At 48.3% G+C, this 16,308-nt stretch carries 14 protein-coding genes; 2 read left to right on the forward strand and 12 right to left on the reverse strand.

The genetic code is table 11. The features are described from left to right. Positions 1 to 10: 10 nt before the first annotated feature. The 7 genes from T500_RS0104440 to T500_RS16300 form a co-directional block, all read right to left on the reverse strand. Entirely contained in the window at positions 11 to 2,935 is a 2,925-nt protein-coding gene (locus T500_RS0104440; protein WP_028907106.1) for a glycoside hydrolase family 2 TIM barrel-domain containing protein, read from the reverse strand. A 2-nt stretch (positions 2,936 to 2,937) separates the two neighbouring features. Beyond that, a complete protein-coding gene (locus T500_RS0104445; RefSeq protein WP_036908479.1) occupies positions 2,938 to 4,041 on the reverse strand; it encodes a cation diffusion facilitator family transporter in 1,104 nt (367 codons plus the stop codon). Between the two features lie 36 nt (positions 4,042 to 4,077). Further along, complete coding sequence (locus T500_RS0104450; protein ID WP_028907108.1) at positions 4,078 to 4,539, reverse strand: GNAT family N-acetyltransferase; 462 nt, start codon at positions 4,537 to 4,539, stop codon at positions 4,078 to 4,080. A 73-nt stretch (positions 4,540 to 4,612) separates the two neighbouring features. Beyond that, on the reverse strand, positions 4,613 to 5,179 hold the full coding sequence (locus T500_RS0104455; protein WP_036908436.1) for a DapH/DapD/GlmU-related protein: 567 nt from the start codon (positions 5,177 to 5,179) through the stop codon (positions 4,613 to 4,615). A gap of 48 nt (positions 5,180 to 5,227) precedes the next feature. Further along, positions 5,228 to 7,618 carry a DUF3943 domain-containing protein gene (locus T500_RS0104460; RefSeq protein ID WP_028907110.1) on the reverse strand — a complete coding sequence of 797 codons (2,391 nt, stop codon included), beginning with the start codon at positions 7,616 to 7,618 and terminating at the stop codon, positions 5,228 to 5,230. Between the two features lie 144 nt (positions 7,619 to 7,762). Further along, positions 7,763 to 8,188 carry an N-acetylmuramoyl-L-alanine amidase gene (locus T500_RS0104465; RefSeq protein WP_028907111.1) on the reverse strand — a complete coding sequence of 142 codons (426 nt, stop codon included), beginning with the start codon at positions 8,186 to 8,188 and terminating at the stop codon, positions 7,763 to 7,765. 114 nt (positions 8,189 to 8,302) lie between these two features. Next, positions 8,303 to 8,893: a hypothetical protein gene (locus T500_RS16300; RefSeq protein ID WP_051611870.1), complete on the reverse strand. Its 591-nt coding sequence runs from the start codon at positions 8,891 to 8,893 to the stop codon at positions 8,303 to 8,305. A 395-nt stretch (positions 8,894 to 9,288) separates the two neighbouring features. On the opposite strand from T500_RS16300, the gene T500_RS0104475 reads away from it, so the two are divergent. Next, entirely contained in the window at positions 9,289 to 10,635 is a 1,347-nt protein-coding gene (locus T500_RS0104475; protein WP_028907112.1) for an anaerobic C4-dicarboxylate transporter family protein, read from the forward strand. Positions 10,636 to 10,685: 50 nt separating this feature from the next. On the opposite strand, the gene T500_RS0104480 is transcribed toward T500_RS0104475, so the two are convergent. Both T500_RS0104480 and T500_RS15155 read right to left on the reverse strand, forming a co-directional pair. Further along, positions 10,686 to 11,552, reverse strand: a complete 867-nt coding sequence (locus T500_RS0104480) for a radical SAM mobile pair protein B (protein WP_028907113.1) — start codon at positions 11,550 to 11,552, stop codon at positions 10,686 to 10,688. Beyond that, positions 11,539 to 12,345 carry an MBL fold metallo-hydrolase gene (locus tag T500_RS15155; RefSeq protein WP_051611871.1) on the reverse strand — a complete coding sequence of 269 codons (807 nt, stop codon included), beginning with the start codon at positions 12,343 to 12,345 and terminating at the stop codon, positions 11,539 to 11,541. Before T500_RS15155 ends, T500_RS0104480 begins: the two co-directional genes overlap by 14 nt. Positions 12,346 to 12,487: 142 nt before the next feature. On the opposite strand from T500_RS15155, the gene T500_RS0104490 reads away from it, so the two are divergent. Beyond that, complete coding sequence (locus tag T500_RS0104490) at positions 12,488 to 13,381, forward strand: helix-turn-helix domain-containing protein (RefSeq protein WP_028907114.1); 894 nt, start codon at positions 12,488 to 12,490, stop codon at positions 13,379 to 13,381. A 29-nt stretch (positions 13,382 to 13,410) separates the two neighbouring features. Here T500_RS0104490 and T500_RS0104495 read toward each other — a convergent pair whose 3' ends face one another. The 3 genes from T500_RS0104495 to T500_RS0104505 all read right to left on the reverse strand — a co-directional run bounded on the left by T500_RS0104495 (position 13,411) and on the right by T500_RS0104505 (position 15,879). Further along, positions 13,411 to 13,626 (reverse strand): DUF4248 domain-containing protein, encoded by a 216-nt coding sequence (locus T500_RS0104495; protein ID WP_028907115.1) that lies wholly within the window; start codon positions 13,624 to 13,626, stop codon positions 13,411 to 13,413. Between the two features lie 95 nt (positions 13,627 to 13,721). Next, the gene (locus T500_RS15160; protein ID WP_080694791.1) at positions 13,722 to 15,497 is read right to left on the reverse strand and encodes a VapE domain-containing protein; all 1,776 of its coding nucleotides are present in this window, start codon (positions 15,495 to 15,497) and stop codon (positions 13,722 to 13,724) included. Continuing rightward, a complete protein-coding gene (locus T500_RS0104505) occupies positions 15,439 to 15,879 on the reverse strand; it encodes a hypothetical protein (protein WP_028907116.1) in 441 nt (146 codons plus the stop codon). The genes T500_RS15160 and T500_RS0104505 overlap by 59 nt, the downstream gene beginning before the upstream one ends. Between the last annotated feature and the right edge of the window lie 429 nt (positions 15,880 to 16,308).

The following is a 16,308-nucleotide window of genomic DNA, read 5'->3' on the forward strand; positions in this document are numbered from 1 at the left end:
CAATTTGTTTTTAATTTGTACCAAAATCCATCATAAATGCATAGTGGTAGGAACGGTTGCCATCAATGGTATATGGTGGTAGCGTACGCTTGCCCCATGTGTCAGCACCACCAACGCCGTGGATGTTGAGGTCGATGTTGAGATTAACAAAACGTCCACGGTTAATTTCGTCAGGATGGCGTACTCCTTCCAAGTCTTCCTCACCATAGTCCCATGCGCGGATACAAAGCGGTTGACAACCCTGAATGTTGATGGTTCTCTGATTATTGGCTATCTTAAAGAAGCGTACATCGCAGCGGTTGCCATTATCCTGTGGATGAATATACTCTGTTTCGAATTCGCTTAGCGGCATCTTGTAATAACCGATAAAAGCAGATTGCTTACGATCAGGATAGTTCTCCCACGGTCCACGACCATAATAGGTGATAGCATTGAAATCGGCTGGCACACGCATCCTCATTCCAAACTTAGGTATCAGTGGTATGTTATTGGCTTTGGGCTTGTAATCCATATCTACCATTATCTTACCATCGTCATTGATAGAGTAAGTAAGTATCAGATCGGCTCCTACTGGTAGCTGCATCTCGGCTATCACTTTTACGCATGTCCCTCCTGCCTCAGTTCGTAGCGACTTCATTTTGCGCATCTGGGCAGCATCTTGCCAGACGGCTACTCGCTCTGCAAAGTGAGCTGCGTGCTGATTGTCGTTTTCTGGTTTCCAGAAGTAAGGCTCCAGCGGTGCTTTCAGCATCTCCTTCCCATCTACTATCCAACTACTTAATGCACCGGTTCCATCAATGGTTACAACTCCACGCTTGAAATAAGCCTTCAGCCCTTGAGGAGTTTTCTTTATTAATGCAGGTTTGCCCTCTAACGTTGTGGGGAATTCCCATTGCTGAAGCACAAACTGCTGGCGTGCCACTGCGAATCCTTTCTTAGCCCAGGGTTTGTCTTCACGGAGCCGTGCCTCAATATTCCTCAATGTTTCAGTGCCATACACAACATCACTACAACTGATGTCATACTCATCTGGATGAGTGAAATAATCACGATTAATGACACTATAGGTCTCGTTTTGCCATTCAAATTTCAGTGGTTGATAAACATACTGAACCTCGTAATAATGTGGGTGAGGCTTGCGGTCGGGAGCTATCAGACCGTTTATACAGAATGGTCCGTCGTTAGGCTGGTCGCCAAAGTCACCACCATATAGGTACTTGCCATCTTTCAGCAATCCTTGGTCAACCCAGTCCCAGATGGCAGCGCCACAAATGCTACTATCGGCATATATCACATCCCAATACTCCTTCAGGTTTCCCATTGAGTTTCCCATGGCGTGGGCATATTCACGCATCATAAATGGCTTGTCTTTCACTTCCTCGGCATTCTTTTTCAGGTCGTCGGGGTACAGGTAGCTGTCGTCCCATATACAACTGTATCTGCGGTCGCTGTCGTAGAATGGCGGACGGGTGTTGTCAAGCTCGAGCACTTTATTATACATAGCCTCGATGTTAGGCCCAACAGCACCTTCGTTGCCTAAGCTCCACAATATGACGCAGGGGTGATTAAAGTCGCGCTTAACCAGCGATTCAGCGCGGTCTACATGTGCCTTCTGCCATGCCAGGTCTTTGCCCATCTCGCTGTTGGCATAACCGTAACCATGGGTTTCGTGGTTTGCTTCGTCCATCACGTAGATACCCCATCGGTCGCAGAGTTCATATAGGTATTCGCGGTCAGGATAATGCGATGTACGCAGGAAATTAACGTTGGCCTGTTTCATCAGTCGGATGTCCTGCTCATAGGTGGCATCATCAACATAGCGACCTGTCTTTGGGTGATGATCATGACGATTCACACCACGCAGTTTCACGTTCTTGCCATTGATTTTAAAAACCTCACCGATTACCTCAACCTTCTTCACACCAAAATGATAGTCGAAGTGCTCGATGGTGTTACCCTCAGCGTCCTCAAGTTCCACGCTGAAGGGGTAGAGATTAGGTTTCTCGGCCGACCATAGACGTGGGTTATCGAGCGTATAGTAGAATGTACAATTAATGGTGTCGCCTGCATTGACTTGCATTTCTGCCATATCGGGGGACTGTTTGTCGATAATCATTACCGGACAAACCGTAGTATTCTTCTTGCCTGTGTTGCATATAGATATCTCTGCAGTCACTGTCGCTTGTGAGTAGTCGGCATTTGGTACGGCCGTCACATGGTAGTCGGCGATATGTACCAACGGACGAACCCACAGCTGCACCTCACGGAAGATACCAGAGAGGCGCCACATGTCCTGATCTTCAAGGTAGCTTCCGTCACACCAGCGATACACCTCTACGGCAATCTTGTTTCTACCTGCCCGCATGTATTTTGTCACGTCAAACTCCGCTGGCGACATCGAGTTCTGACTATACCCTACCCGCTGTCCATTAACCCACAGATACATGGCAGAGTGGACACCGCCGAAGTGTAGGATGAGGTTCTCAGAGAGCATCTCCTTGGTTACATCTACAAACGTTACATACGAACCTACTGGATTGCGATTCTCGTAGGCCGTCCAGTCCTTCGGTGGCTCGGTAGTCACGCTGGGACGGTTACGCATAAACGGATAGTTGATGTTTATATAAATAGGTGTGCCGTAGCCCTGCAACTGCCAGTTGCCAGGCACAGTTATCTTGTCCCACTTGCTCACATCGTAGTCTTCGCGATAGAAATCAGCTGGACGTTCCTCCGGATTCCTGCTCCAATGGAACAGCCATTGCCCGTCAAGGCTCACTATTTCCTTACACTCTTTCCATTTCGACGGCAACTGTAGCGTAGCGTGATACGGCAGTTTATTGATGCCCAATACGGCTGGATTCTCCCAGTCGTGAGGTGTCTGTGCCTGCGTCTGCAAGGCCAGCAACGATGTCAATATAATGAGACTTTTTTTCATTGTCATTCGCTATAATTATGATCCACTACGACAACCACTTGCTGGTCGGGAACTAACGGCTGAAGTTCAGCGGTAAGCTGACTGATAAAGGCAGCCTCGTCGTGGACGGAGATATCAGGCACAACATCTACTGAAAGATACTTCCTTTTCTCTGAATAGTAGAAGCCGTGCACCTGTACGATGTTCTTGTGGGCTGCAAGGGTCTGTGTCACCGTTGCCTGCAACTCGGCCCGCTTGTTATCGCCCGTAGCGATGGCATATACGCCAACGGTCATGATAATACCATGCTTCACATACATCTGTGTGGAAATCCGTCGTGTCAGTCCGTGAATCTCGTGGGCTGTCATCGTATCATAAACGTTGATGTGCAGCGAACCTATCTTTACGTCTGGACCGTAGTTGTGTAGTATCAGGTCGAATACACCATGAACACCCTCGAAGTCTGCGACCTCCTTCTGTATCTGTTTGGCAAAGTCTTCCGAGATGCTCGTTCCCAGCAGTTCGTTTACAGGCGAAGCCAGCATCTCGATACCAGCCTTGATAATCACAACCGATATTAGTGCACCCAGAATACCATCGAGCGACACGCCCCACAGTAGCATAACACCAGCCGAGATAAGCGTTGCCAGCGTGATAACGGCATCGAACAGCGCATCAGAGCCAGAGGCAATCAGCGCATCGCTCTTCAGTTGTTCGCCCTTCTTCTTCACATACTGGCCGAGGATAAGCTTTACCACAATGGCCACCACAATAACCACCAGTGTCGTCGTAGTGTATTCTGGCTCCTTAGGGTCGAAGATTTTCTTCACCGACTCGATGAGCGAGGTGATACCTGCCGACAGAACAATAACGGCAATGATGATGGCGCTGAAATACTCGATGCGGCCAAAACCAAAGGGATGCTTTCTGTCGGCAGGACGCTGCGAGAGCTTGGTGCCTACGATGGTGATAACACTCGACAGTGCATCGCTCAGATTGTTCACGGCATCCATCACAATAGCTACACTACTGGCCAGTATTCCTACAGCGGCCTTGAAGCCTGCCAACAGCACGTTGGCTATAATACCTATCCAACTGGTACGGATGATTTCTTGACTACGATCCATTGTATCTTCTAACATTTTTTATCATTACACGCTTTTTCAAAGCACAATTTCCATGGTTGTTTTCTGTACTTTCATACCCATGTTTTTGTAGAAGGATAATGCGGCATCGTTGCCATCCCATACATTCAGGGTGATGTTGTTACAACCAATCGATGCGGCGTAATCGCGCACGTATTCGTACAAAGCCTTGCCCACATGCTGGCCGCGTGCATTTTCATCTACACAGATGTCATCAATATACAGTGTTTTGATGTCCTGCAGCAACTTGTCGCCCTTTACTTCGGTTATCATGCAAAAAGCATGACCTAACACTCCCCCATCTTCAAAAACAAAGATAGGTTTGCTATCATCACCCATCAAGGCCTCCAGCTCCTGCTCGTTATACTTGGTGGTATAAGGCTTAAACAAGTCGGGGCGCAACACATGGTGCACCATGTTTACCTGATGCAGCAAACTGATGATACCAGATATGTCTTTTATTTCAGCTCTTCTAATCATATATTTTTTTTTGTTACAAATGTACACAAAAAATCCCAAGGCAATGTTATTTTGCCTTGGGATTTATGATTTATTAAAGTCCAGTTTGTGTGGGATTAATCTTTTTGATGATTCGGGCAGGATTACCGCCGACGACCACATTGTCAGGTACATCCTTTGTGACGACAGCACCAGCGGCAATGACGGCATTCCTACCGATGGTTACGCCTGGACAGATGATGGCTCCGATACAGATCCATGCATTCTCTTTGATGGTCACCTGTCCGAAATGAAACAGGTTGTGACGATCATAGAGATCGTGATCCACCGTTGCAATCTTAACTTCGGGGCCAATCAGTACGTTGTCCTCTATCACCACCTTCCCAGGCGAGAGAATGGTGGCACCTTTGTTGATAGTGACATTCTTGCCGATTGTCATCCGACATCCGCAGTCGCAATAGAATGGGGAGACGATAGCGACACTATCATCAATCTTGCACTGGAACAGCTCTTCCAACAGTCCCTTATAATCAGGATCAGTGGGCTTTTTGGCAGAGATTTTCAGGCACAGCTCATGACTTCTTATCATCTCACCCTCCACGTTGCGCATACGAGGGTCGTTCTTGTAGGCAGAACCCGTAGCATCTATGATATCAAACATACCTTATTGTTTTTATTAGCGTGTATTTGTAGAAATAGTCGTTTTGGCTTACAGATGCACAGTGGCACCGAGACGAATCTCGAAGGTATTGGCTTGCACATCGTTATAATATTTGTAGTGGGTCCGGCGCGCGTAATATGAACCGGAAAACACGATGCTCCAGTTACGGTCAATATCGAGCTCGGTTATCGGATTAATCACCAACAGCGCAGCGTTACCTTTATCGCCTTGTGCGTTCAGGCGCAGCATATCCTCGTGGGTAAGATTGGCAAAATCCGTGCCAGGATCGTAGCCCTTCCAGGTAAAAATGCGGTAGTAATGGGCGTTAAGAATAAAACGTCCAAAGTGGCGCAGCTCCATGTGGGTTTTGGTTTTTATACTAAAGCCGCTACCCATATTATAGTCGCGGTCTATGATGTTATAGTAGTCGCTCTTGGTGCCACCCAACAGTATCAGATTTGCAAAGATGCGCTGCTCAAGGTGTGAGAGTGCACCCACCTGAGGCATCTGTATAATGGTACCAGGACCAAAGGCGGCCGCTTCGCTGATGCGATAAGGAGTAAGGTCGGAGCCATCTTTTACAGGTTTCGAGTCGAAATAGTCAAAGTGCTGATATATGCCGAATTCGGCTTTGATATTTCTCCGTTCAATCATCGGTGTACTCCACAGTCGGCCCAATAGGTGTATCTGGTTCAGCACAGGCTGATTGCTGGAGAAACCACCCGTAAACTCCATCTCAAAAAAGTCGTAAGGCGCATTATGTTCGCCTTCGTTCACAGGGTCGCCATACTGCATATACAGGTTGACGTATGGGTTATGTTCGCCCTTAAACATACTGCCATTATCAGCCAGATAGCGATCGCCCAACGATAGCGACACATCGATAGGATTACGGTTATAATCGTGGTATCTATAATTTTTGCTACGTACGGTCCAGGCATCGCCCGTGGCAAATCGCTTCAATTGGCCCATCGGATTAAAAATGGTAGCACCTAGCTCTCGCCAGAATCGTGGCCAACCGCGTTTCGAGTCGTTCAGGAAAATCTTGCTGATGCGGTTGGTGATTTCGCCGATACATATACCACCAAAGGTAGTGGCTATCAAGTCGTTAAGCGCAGGTGGTTCAATTTCTCCTAAAAACTCCCATTCTAATGAACCAATCATCGCATACGGTGCCGACTCCCAGAAGTTGAGCCCCTGGGCACGAGCTGAGTTGAAATACAGATTACCGTGATAAGGATGCATAAACAGATTGGTTGAGAACTGGTCGTTATCCCACACAAATCCGTTCTTAAAGTTCTGTCCCCAGGTGTTAAGTGTGGTTTGAGCAAAGTCCTGATTGGTGACAAAGCGGTCGAACAGATGTACAAAGGCATTTACACCAGTAACCTGCCCCAGTGCCCACCAAGGGTGTTTCTTGCCAAGTCCGGGTGCCATCAACGAGTCGGCAGGCGCACGTTTTTCGGTTCGCTTCATTACGGCACTCTCGCGGTTGACGTTGTGCGGATAGCGGATAGTAAGTCCGGCTTCGGCCAGCATACGCCGACGGTATTTTTGTTCGTGATGATAATAGCGCGTATCGCCATAACCCACCGAAGCAAACAATCCAGCGGTTGGCGAAAGCTGATAGTCGGCATTTACACGAGCCTGTATCGAGAACAGTTGCGAAGGGCCGTCGTTGCTGCGTTTCTTAAATGTTTCGATGTGGAAATAGCCTATATCGCCACTGAGCGACAGTTTGGGCGACAGCTGCTTGTACTGTCCGATACGATAGAAGATAGCTCCCGAGAAATCCTCGTCAAAACCCATGTAGTGCGTACCTGCGCCTAATATACTATAGGTACTTTTGTTACGGAATCTGATGGCACCATTAAATTTCGAGCTGGTACCACCAAAAACCATCCAATCTACGGTGGTTTGCGGGTTCACATTTACAAATCCTATCTTGCGCCCGCTAGTATCCTTAGTATAGTTTATCAGTCCTATCTGCCAACCCTTGGTATGCTTTTGGGCAGTATTCAGCAGTCCTATCTGTGCGCCATCCAGCTCCTCGGCATAGTTTGAAGCTCCAAACTGCATACCGCGCATATAGCCCGATGAGATATTATGTATGCCCGATAGCTGCACACCTTTATCCACGCCCATCGCTATGTTTGTTACGCCACTTAACTGTAAACCCCTCAGTGGCGATGACGAGATGTTTGAAAATCCCGTTAGCTGAACACCATTTGTGCTATATGCATAGTTAGATATGGCATTCAGTTGTAGTCCCTTAAGCGTGTCGGTATAGTTACTAAAACCAATGCTGAAGTGAGTTACATGGGCAGAGTCGGCTTGATGGTTCTTCCCCATGTCAATAGTGATACCATAATCAAACTGGGCTACACATAATGAAATATTTAAAACCAGTAATATCAAACTAAATATGTATCGTTTCATATATAACTTCAAATAGGTTCCTTTGCTTCATATCGGTTGCAAAATTAAACATTTTGGATGTAAAAACAAAGAAATCTAAGCTAAAATATCGCAGAATAAATCCCAAGGCAAAAACGCTATGCCTTGGGATTTAATGATTTTTATTTACTTGGGCTGAAGGTCGGCGTACTCCTGGGATACGTTGGCGATGCACGGGCAGGCCTTTTGCGGATTAAGATCGTGGTGCCCCACGATAACCGCATTGGGATAGCGCCGATGCAGCATTTCGAGTAATGTGCGCAGGGCCGACTTCTGCTCAGGTGTACGCGTATCAGCGGGTTGACCGCGGGCATTCAAGCCTCCCTCGTAGCACACGCCGATGGAGTACTTGTTATGGTTCGTGCAGTGAGCACCAATCAGCCATTCCGGTCGGCCAGCCTCAATCTCTCCGTTACGACGGATCACGTAATGATAGCCTACGCCAAATTTAAAGCCTCTATCATGATGCCAGGTGTCTATCTGGGCTACCGACGATGTCTGGTCGGGCTTCACTGCCGAACAATGAATCACAATGAGGGTTATCGTCCGCATGACTGTACTACCATAGTTCCCAGAACTGTTGTAATCACTGTTGCTACAAATCGCAGCACCTTTGCTACTCTATTCCAATTTACTCTTACCATAACTTTAGATTAAATGAAGAAACTAATTCATGTCAGAGCCTCCGCTACCGGGCTGGTTACCACCCCCTGAGGTGCTGCCACCTCCCGAGGTATTACCGCCGCCTGAGGTGTTGCTACCACCACCATTACCGGCAGCAGGTGACGCACTCTCGGTATTCATGGAGTTGTCATGTGTCTCCTCAAACACTACATCCTTCAGCAGACTGATGGCAGTCACATACTTCTGCTTCACGGTGCCATCACCGCTCTTCTGCTGACCAACCACAACACGCTCTGTCTCAGGCTGGAACAGGATGCGACGTGTAGTGATGGTAGAAGTAGAACACTCCTCGGCCTTTGCCACACCGATGCTCGAGAAACCCACCTTCAGGATACCTATTCCCTCCAGCTTAATCTTCTGTCCCATCTCAAAGAAATGCTTCATGGCCTCGCCCAGCTCCTGCAGCACAGCCTTGATATCACTCTTCTTGACCGAAGCCTGACGCTGGATAAATTCGGCAATCTCGTCGGTACCCACAAAATGGTTGTCGTAAACCGCAGTGGCATAATACTTACCATAAGCCTTGGCATTGGCGCGGTTGTTGTTCTTGAGCTTAATAAATTTCTGACTCATAATTTTTTTGATTGTTACATTTTTGAATTTTTACATTTTTCGGCAGCCGAGGTAAGGTGTGGGTTGCTCAGATAGTCTGCGTGTGCTATCCGGATAGTCTTTACCAGGTGTTCGGATAATCCCTATAGGGGTATGGAGATAATCTGAACGAGTGGTTCGTGACGTCTGAGCGAGGCATAAGTGCCATCCCCACGGCTCATCTTGCTTACCGCTTACAAAGATACCACATTTCGGAAAGCGTTTTGTCTGCATATTCAGCACTATCCGTACAATCGGCAGATTCTGCATTAATTTAACATTCATTCAAAAAAATCGATTTTTTCTTTGTTGCTATCATAATTAATCGTATATTTGCGCAATATAACAATCTTACTCTACCAATTATTTTACAATCTATGGTGACATTCTTGGTTATTTTACAACTGTTTATCGTATTGGCCCTTATATTTATCGGCGCCAGGGTTGGTGGTATCGGACTGGGCATCTACGGTATGGTGGGTGTGTTCATACTCGTGTTTATCTTCGGCATGCATCCCGGCAAGGTGCCCATTGATGTGATGCTGATCATAGCATCGGTAATTACGGCTACGGCGGCGCTGCAGGCTGCTGGTGGCTTGGATTACCTGGTAGGATTGGCAGCCAGGTTCCTGCGTAAGCACCCTACACACATTACTTATTATGGTCCGCTCACCACCTGGTTGTTCTGCTTGGTAGCAGGCACAGCCCATACCTCTTACTCGCTGCTGCCTATTATCTCGGAGATTGCCAAGAATTCTAAGATACGTCCGGAGCGCCCCATGACGGTGGCCACCATCGCGGCCTCGTTAGGTATCACAGGTTCGCCCATGTCGGCGGCTACGGCTGCTGTGATTAGTACCGATTTGCTTGGCGGACAGGGCATAGAACAGAAGGATATTCTGCTGGTGTGTATCCCAGCCTCGCTGATAGCCATCCTGGTGGCTTCGTTTGTGCAGAACCGTGTGGGCAAGGAACTTGAAGATGATCCCGAATACCAGCGCCGTGTACGTGAAGGACTGATTGACCCGGAAGCCGAAGCCATGGCGATGGCACAGATGGAGCAGAGTCCCAATCCACGTGCCAAGTGGAGTGTGCTGGCATTCCTGTTGGGCGTTGTGCTAGTGATTGTTTTTGGTAGCGCCCCTTCGCTGCGCCCATCGTTCGAGGTTGACGGCGTGGTTACCCAGCTATCGATGCCTGAGACCATCGAGATACTGATGATGTCGATGGCAGCAGTGATTCTGCTGGTTGGTAAGGCCAGTGTGAAGCAGGCTGTGAGCGGCAATATATTCAGTGCAGGTATGAATGCCATGATAGCCATCTTTGGTATTGCCTGGATGGGCGACACCTTCTTTAATGGCAACCTGGAGTTCTTTAAGAGCCACATAGCCGACGTGGTAACACAGTATCCGTACCTGTTCAGCGTGGCCCTGTTTATCATGAGTATCATGCTGTTCTCGCAGGCAGCCACGGTACGCACGCTCTTCCCGCTGGGTATTGGCTTGGGCATTCCGCCATTGGCACTCGTGGCTATGTTCCCCGCTGTCAACGGCTACTTTTTCTTCCCCAACTATCCTACCGAGGTGGCAGCCATCAACTTTGATACCACGGGTACTACCCGTATCGGCAAGTACGTGCTTAACCACTCGTTCCAGCTTTCGGGCTTTATCACCACTTTTGTGAGCATTGGCGTAGGCTATCTTATTATAACATTCCTATATTAAACTTACTAAAGTTTCGCAAGTGATGGCGCACCTGCATAATCGAAGTCATGCTATCGCGTCAGCCTGATTTCCTCGTGGTAGAAATAGTTGACCACGACGGGATGGCCATACTCTGAGCGACCATAGGGCAGGTCGTTGATGACGTAGGGCATCTGGTGCTCCTTCGTGTAGGCTTCCACCTGCAGGGCGAGCGTCTGCCAGTAGTCACGGCGCTTGTACTTGTAGATGTCGTCGTAGAGCGGTAGCAGGTCGGGATGCTCTTCGCGGATGTACTGCATGATGGTGGGCTTGAACTGTCCGCGAAGGTTCAGGTTCTCCAGCCATACAAGGTCAGAATAATCCTTAACACGCTCGATGATGGCAAAGACATCGGTAATGCCTGGGAAGATGGGTGACACGAAGCAGACGGTGCGGATGCCCGACTCATAGACCTGCTTCATTGCAGCCAGTCGTCGCTCGATGCTGGGCGCATCGTCCATCGCTTCCTTGAACTGCTCGTCGAGGGTGTTTACAGACCACGATACCGTGACGCGCTTGAACGTTTTCAGCAGGTCGAGGTCACGCAACACGAGGTCGCTCTTCGTGGTGACGATAATCTCGCAGTCGGCACCCTGTAGCTGTTCCAGCAGTGCACGGGTACGCTTGTATTCAGCCTCCTGCTCGTTGTAGCCGTCTGTCACCGAACCGATGACGATGCGCTCGCCGTCGTACTTGTGCGGATTGGTTATGGCAGGCCAGTACTTCACGTCGAGGAAAGTCCCCCACGGCTCGGTATGACCTGTGAAGCGCTTCATAAAAGAGGCGTAACAGTACTTGCAGGCATGGGTACAGCCCACGTACGGATTGACGGAATAACCGCCCACAGGCAGCGATGACTTTGTCATCACCGACTGCACTTGTTTGTCATTTATAATCATAACCCTGTTGTTTTAATACTTCCTTAAATTCCTGTGGCAACACGCTCTCACCGTCCTCGGGAATGTGGACGCGCCCAGCCACTCCATGCTCCCTGGCAGCCTGAAGGAGTGCGGCACGGGTAACGTGATTGTGGTTCACGCCCTCCAGGTGGGTGGCCACGAAGGTGGCCTTCGGTGCGTAGTCCATCGTCTTCAGCACATCGGGAATGTGCATGATGACATGCCCTCCCACATGAAACTTGTTGCCGCCAGCATTGACTATCACCACATCGGGCTGCCAGCGGTCAAGGTTGCGACGCACACCACTATACCAGATGGTGTCGCCAGCCAGATAGGTCGTAGGCTCCGCAGGGTGCTGGAACACATAGCCGCAGGTGTGGCCGGCCTTCGGCAGCATCCACCAGTGGCCGTGATGGCTCTCAGCCTTCGACAGACGAACATCGCCCAGCTGCATCTCGCCCTCAATCACTTTCACCTGCTTGAACCCATGCGACACGACCACCTCACGGTCCAGCTCGTCCTGCACGACGATGAGCATTTCCTTCGGCAGCTGCTCATAAGCGGCATCGTCTATGTGGTCAGTGTGCAGATGGGTCAGCAACACGCAGTCCACATCCCTTAATAGTTCGTCCACCGTCATCGGCAGGTCGTGAATCGGGTTGCGCAATTCCTGATGGTGCGAGAACGGGAACGGAGGCATACAGCCCTTTTCGCCCAGCATGGGGTCTATCAGCATCACCTTACCGGCATACTCAATCTTAATCGTAGCGTTTCTAATCTGTTGAATCTTCATGTTCTTTTCTGTTTTTTTGATTTCTGGGTGCAAAGGTACGGCGAAATGTTAAAGATGTCTATACCAGAACAACATGTTGTTATGCCATTTTGATAAATCACGCTTTTTTCGTACCTTCGCAGCCGAAATCATATAAAGAGGTATGGCAAAAACAACATACAGGCTCGTAGAGGTGCCTTTCAGCAAGACGGAATGTGGTGTAGATTTCTTTATCAACACCGCCCATGGCAGTGAGCGGAGGGGCGTGCTGACGGAATACCCCGTGTTCAAGACCGATTTTTTCGAGATGTTCTTCTTCCGTAAGGCCAATGGCTATCTGTTGCTGGGCTACCAGAAGATAGAACTGCGCGATGGCATGGTGCTCATCCTGAAGCCCCACCAGCAGCAGGAATGGCACATTGACGAAGATGCCCTCGACTACGATTTCCTTATCTTCCGCAACGACTTCATGCGTACGTTTATTGCCGACAAGTTCTTTGTCTATCGCCTGCAGTACTGCCAGCAGACCGACACGCCACCATACTTCATGGCAACAGCCGACGAACTGGCGGAATACGAACGGCTGCTGAAGAAAATCCGCAGCGAACTGCGCCAGCCTGTAGCCGACAGCTACCATATCATCGTCACCGTGCTCTACTATCTGCTGGCCGTCTTGAACCGACGCTATACCGAGACATATAGTCTGCCCTTTGAACTGCCGAAGAACCACTACGCTTTCCTGTTTGTGGAGCTGATGGAGCAGCACATCCGCGACCTGCAGCGTGTGCAGGAATATGCCGACCTGATGCACGTCAGCCGGGTGACGCTTAACCAGAGCGTCATGGCGCAATATGGTGTTCCAGCCACCGTCCTGCTGAAGCAACGCCTGCTGGCCGAAATCAAGAACGGACTGTTGTTCAGCCACAAGACGGTCAGCGAGATTGCCTACGACTTCCACTTCTCAGAGCCTTCACATCTGATGCGGTTCTTCAAGAAAGCCACAGGCAAGACGTGTACACAATTCCAGCAAGAATACGAGAATGGAACGTTTGAATAACTCTTTTATGATGCATCGCCCCCACCCCGTTAGTCAATACACAGCCAGTACTTGATGCGCTCCACCATCTGGGCGGTGAAGCCCGAATCGCCCGAATGGTAGTGCAGCCGTTGCAGATCGCGCAACAAGTCGGGGCACCCGTTAACTTCACGCCACAGCTTGTGCAATCGGCTCTCAGGTTTAATGTTACCAGCATAAAGCGCATCCGCCAGTTCCTGCTTAGAATAGTCTTTTACTTCTAACATAATCAATTCAATTTTTAATTTTTCTCCTGCGTACGTGCAGGAAGTATTTTTTCGATTTTAAAGTTCCTGCACGTACGCGAGGAAAGTTTAAAATATCACTGCTTCGGTGCTTCGCCTTCAACAGCAGTACCCATACGATTGCTTTTATTATACTTCTTTTCCATGTCGTTATAGCGGTACACCCAGTAGCCACGCTTCCTGTTATGCTGTGTGCGCTCAAAGCCCAATTTAGCCATAGCCGGACCGATATTCTCTATCTTGAGTTTAAGCGTAGGGTTCCAACTGATAGTCTGGAAAATGATGGTACGAGTCACAAACTCAACTGCATCGCCGGGTTTGGGGAGTCGGAAATTTTCCTCAATCATTTCAAGCTCAGGCATCGCACTCTCAAACGCTTCGTTGTGCTCCGAGAGCTGATCCATCTCGTTCGACTTCACCCAGTGACAGAAGCCCTGCTTATACAGAGCATAAGCCTCGGCAAATACACCCTCGTAGTCGATAGGATTGTTACGAGGATTATTGATGGCCTCCACTTCGAAAGGCATCCAGCGACGGTTACCGGTATTATCCGTTAAGAACTGTACATTATTGCCCGTAGCACAAAACGAGGCAATATGCTTGCGATGCTCGTGATAATGGGCATAGGCAGCACGCTCGTCGATGCTCTGCATGGTAACAGCAGCTTTCAGCTGGTTCAGCTCAGCTGGGCGCATGGTGTCAAGCTCCTCGTAACACACCAGACCATACTGTGCCAATGTCAAAAGGTCATCTCTCGACATACGGTTGGCATTCGTCTTGGTGTAAAAATAATTACGCAGTTCTGGTGGAAGCAGATATTGAAACCAGGTTGTTTTGTAAATACCCTGATCGCCTATCAGCACAAGTATCTCGTGGTTCACCTCGTTAGGGTCAACCCAACCAGCCACCATGCCCACCAGCCACTTTCGCAGGTATTCATAAAACAGCTTACGCTGCTCTTCACCTCCCTTTACCATCACGCTCAGCGACAGCACCAGAATATTGTTACCCCCATCCCATGGCGGTAAATTTTCGAGATAGCTGGTAAACGGATTAAAATCAGGCACATAGTCCGATTCAATCACACGATATATATCCTGCACACGCACAGGTTTATCGTCCGACATTTGGGCCCATAGCGAGTTTACTACACGGTCGTCGATAGGACGCCAATCCATGTAGCTATCAGGCTTACGGAACTCCACACGCGATATAATCACATTACGCCGCAGCATCACGTGGTTATCCAGAAACACGCGTATTTCCTGCACACTGGCATATAATTCTTTCCAGTTAGGTTTACGTTCCTTGGGTTGGCCACGCGGTTTGCGCCCCTCGATTTTTGCCGCATTAGCCTCTTTTATCTCCCACACATAAAACGGCTCGGCATAGGTTTGATAATACACCTCGGCATCGTGAACCAGCTGCACCATACGCCCCTTACCCATACGGTTGGAGTTCTGACCCATCAGCTGGTCGTAATAATCACATCCAAAGTCGTACGCCTTGGCATAAAACAGCTTTTGTTGTCGTAACTCGTAAGTTTTATCAAGCTCGTAACTGAACACGATGTGTAGCACATTTGTGGTACCAAACAGCAATAGCGTGTGCGGGTCGGCTCGTGCCTCCTCACGGAGCTCCGCCACACTATTGCCATCAGTACCATGATAGCTAACCACCGATAGCCCCGTAAAACTCGTAATATCCTTCGGTCGGTAGCCACCCTCTAAAATAGCCGATACCGAGCATACCGGCATTACCAGACTACCAGTACGAATTAACTCTACTACCTGTTCAAGCGATACGCATTGCGGTTGTGAATCCTTGCTGTGTTGTAATAATGAAACTTTCATCTTTCTTAGTTAGATTTCTTTCTTTTCTAAATTGATTAATTTGCCCATAAATACCATGACGTATGTTCTCTTTTCGTCTAAACATATTCTCATTATCATCCAGGTTAGTATGTTTAGCCAGATAAACGCTTATACGATCGATTTTACGGTCCTTAAACCAGCCATAAGCAATCATACGTGCCAAGTCGTAATATAGATTTTGCTTTTTGAATTTGTCATCAAAAACAAATTCAAGATTATCCCAGTCCATAAACTTGCGTGTACGGTTAGGTTCTTTTAGGTGTGTACGCCAAATCTCAAGGATTGGCCTTAAATCGCCCCAGCAAATTGGGGCATAGAACAGCCCTAAAAAGGATTGCTCCTTTTTTATCAATTTCTTCATAATTAATTTGTTTTTAGTTGATAATTACATACCCGCCACTAAAGGCCGGCGTATGCGTAATTGGTCGCAAATAAGTAACTACATCATAGTGGGTGGTTTGGCTAGGAGGGCTGCAAGTTTTAAGAATGCAGCCCAGCAAATAGAGCCTGGTTGGCGGTTTATAACTTGAATTAATTGCATAATTCGATAATTTTCCTACAAAGTTACAGGTTACCTTTTATATCCGCAAAAAAATCTTAGATTTTTTTCACGCGTAAGGCACAAAACCAGCATTTTCATGTAACACTTTTTATTTTTCGCCCCAAAAGCTTGCTTATTTCAGCACTTATTCGTACCTTTGCACTCGATCACCAGCATAAAACTTCAGAGGAAGGTTGGTGTGACATATGGGTAAATAAAATAACAGCATTAGCTGATTATTCGGTACAT

Origin of the sequence: Xylanibacter ruminicola Ga6B6 (genome assembly GCF_000687715.1) — a bacterium.
Classification (GTDB): Bacteria; Bacteroidota; Bacteroidia; order Bacteroidales; family Bacteroidaceae; genus Prevotella; species Prevotella ruminicola_B.

Excerpts from the sequence above, each read along its gene's own strand:
- T500_RS0104440 (WP_028907106.1), bottom strand. The coding sequence starts at position 2,935 with ATGAAAAAAAGTCTCATTATATTGACATCGTTGCTGGCCTTGCAGACG.
- T500_RS0104445 (WP_036908479.1), bottom strand. The coding sequence starts at position 4,041 with ATGGATCGTAGTCAAGAAATCATCCGTACCAGTTGGATAGGTATTATA.
- T500_RS0104450 (WP_028907108.1), bottom strand. The coding sequence starts at position 4,539 with ATGATTAGAAGAGCTGAAATAAAAGACATATCTGGTATCATCAGTTTG.
- T500_RS0104455 (WP_036908436.1), bottom strand. The coding sequence starts at position 5,179 with ATGTTTGATATCATAGATGCTACGGGTTCTGCCTACAAGAACGACCCT.
- T500_RS0104460 (WP_028907110.1), bottom strand. The coding sequence starts at position 7,618 with ATGAAACGATACATATTTAGTTTGATATTACTGGTTTTAAATATTTCA.
- T500_RS0104465 (WP_028907111.1), bottom strand. The coding sequence starts at position 8,188 with ATGCGGACGATAACCCTCATTGTGATTCATTGTTCGGCAGTGAAGCCC.
- T500_RS16300 (WP_051611870.1), bottom strand. The coding sequence starts at position 8,893 with ATGAGTCAGAAATTTATTAAGCTCAAGAACAACAACCGCGCCAATGCC.
- T500_RS0104475 (WP_028907112.1), top strand. The coding sequence starts at position 9,289 with ATGGTGACATTCTTGGTTATTTTACAACTGTTTATCGTATTGGCCCTT.
- T500_RS0104480 (WP_028907113.1), bottom strand. The coding sequence starts at position 11,552 with ATGATTATAAATGACAAACAAGTGCAGTCGGTGATGACAAAGTCATCG.
- T500_RS15155 (WP_051611871.1), bottom strand. The coding sequence starts at position 12,345 with ATGAAGATTCAACAGATTAGAAACGCTACGATTAAGATTGAGTATGCC.
- T500_RS0104490 (WP_028907114.1), top strand. The coding sequence starts at position 12,488 with ATGGCAAAAACAACATACAGGCTCGTAGAGGTGCCTTTCAGCAAGACG.
- T500_RS0104495 (WP_028907115.1), bottom strand. The coding sequence starts at position 13,626 with ATGTTAGAAGTAAAAGACTATTCTAAGCAGGAACTGGCGGATGCGCTT.
- T500_RS15160 (WP_080694791.1), bottom strand. The coding sequence starts at position 15,497 with ATGAAAGTTTCATTATTACAACACAGCAAGGATTCACAACCGCAATGC.
- T500_RS0104505 (WP_028907116.1), bottom strand. The coding sequence starts at position 15,879 with ATGAAGAAATTGATAAAAAAGGAGCAATCCTTTTTAGGGCTGTTCTAT.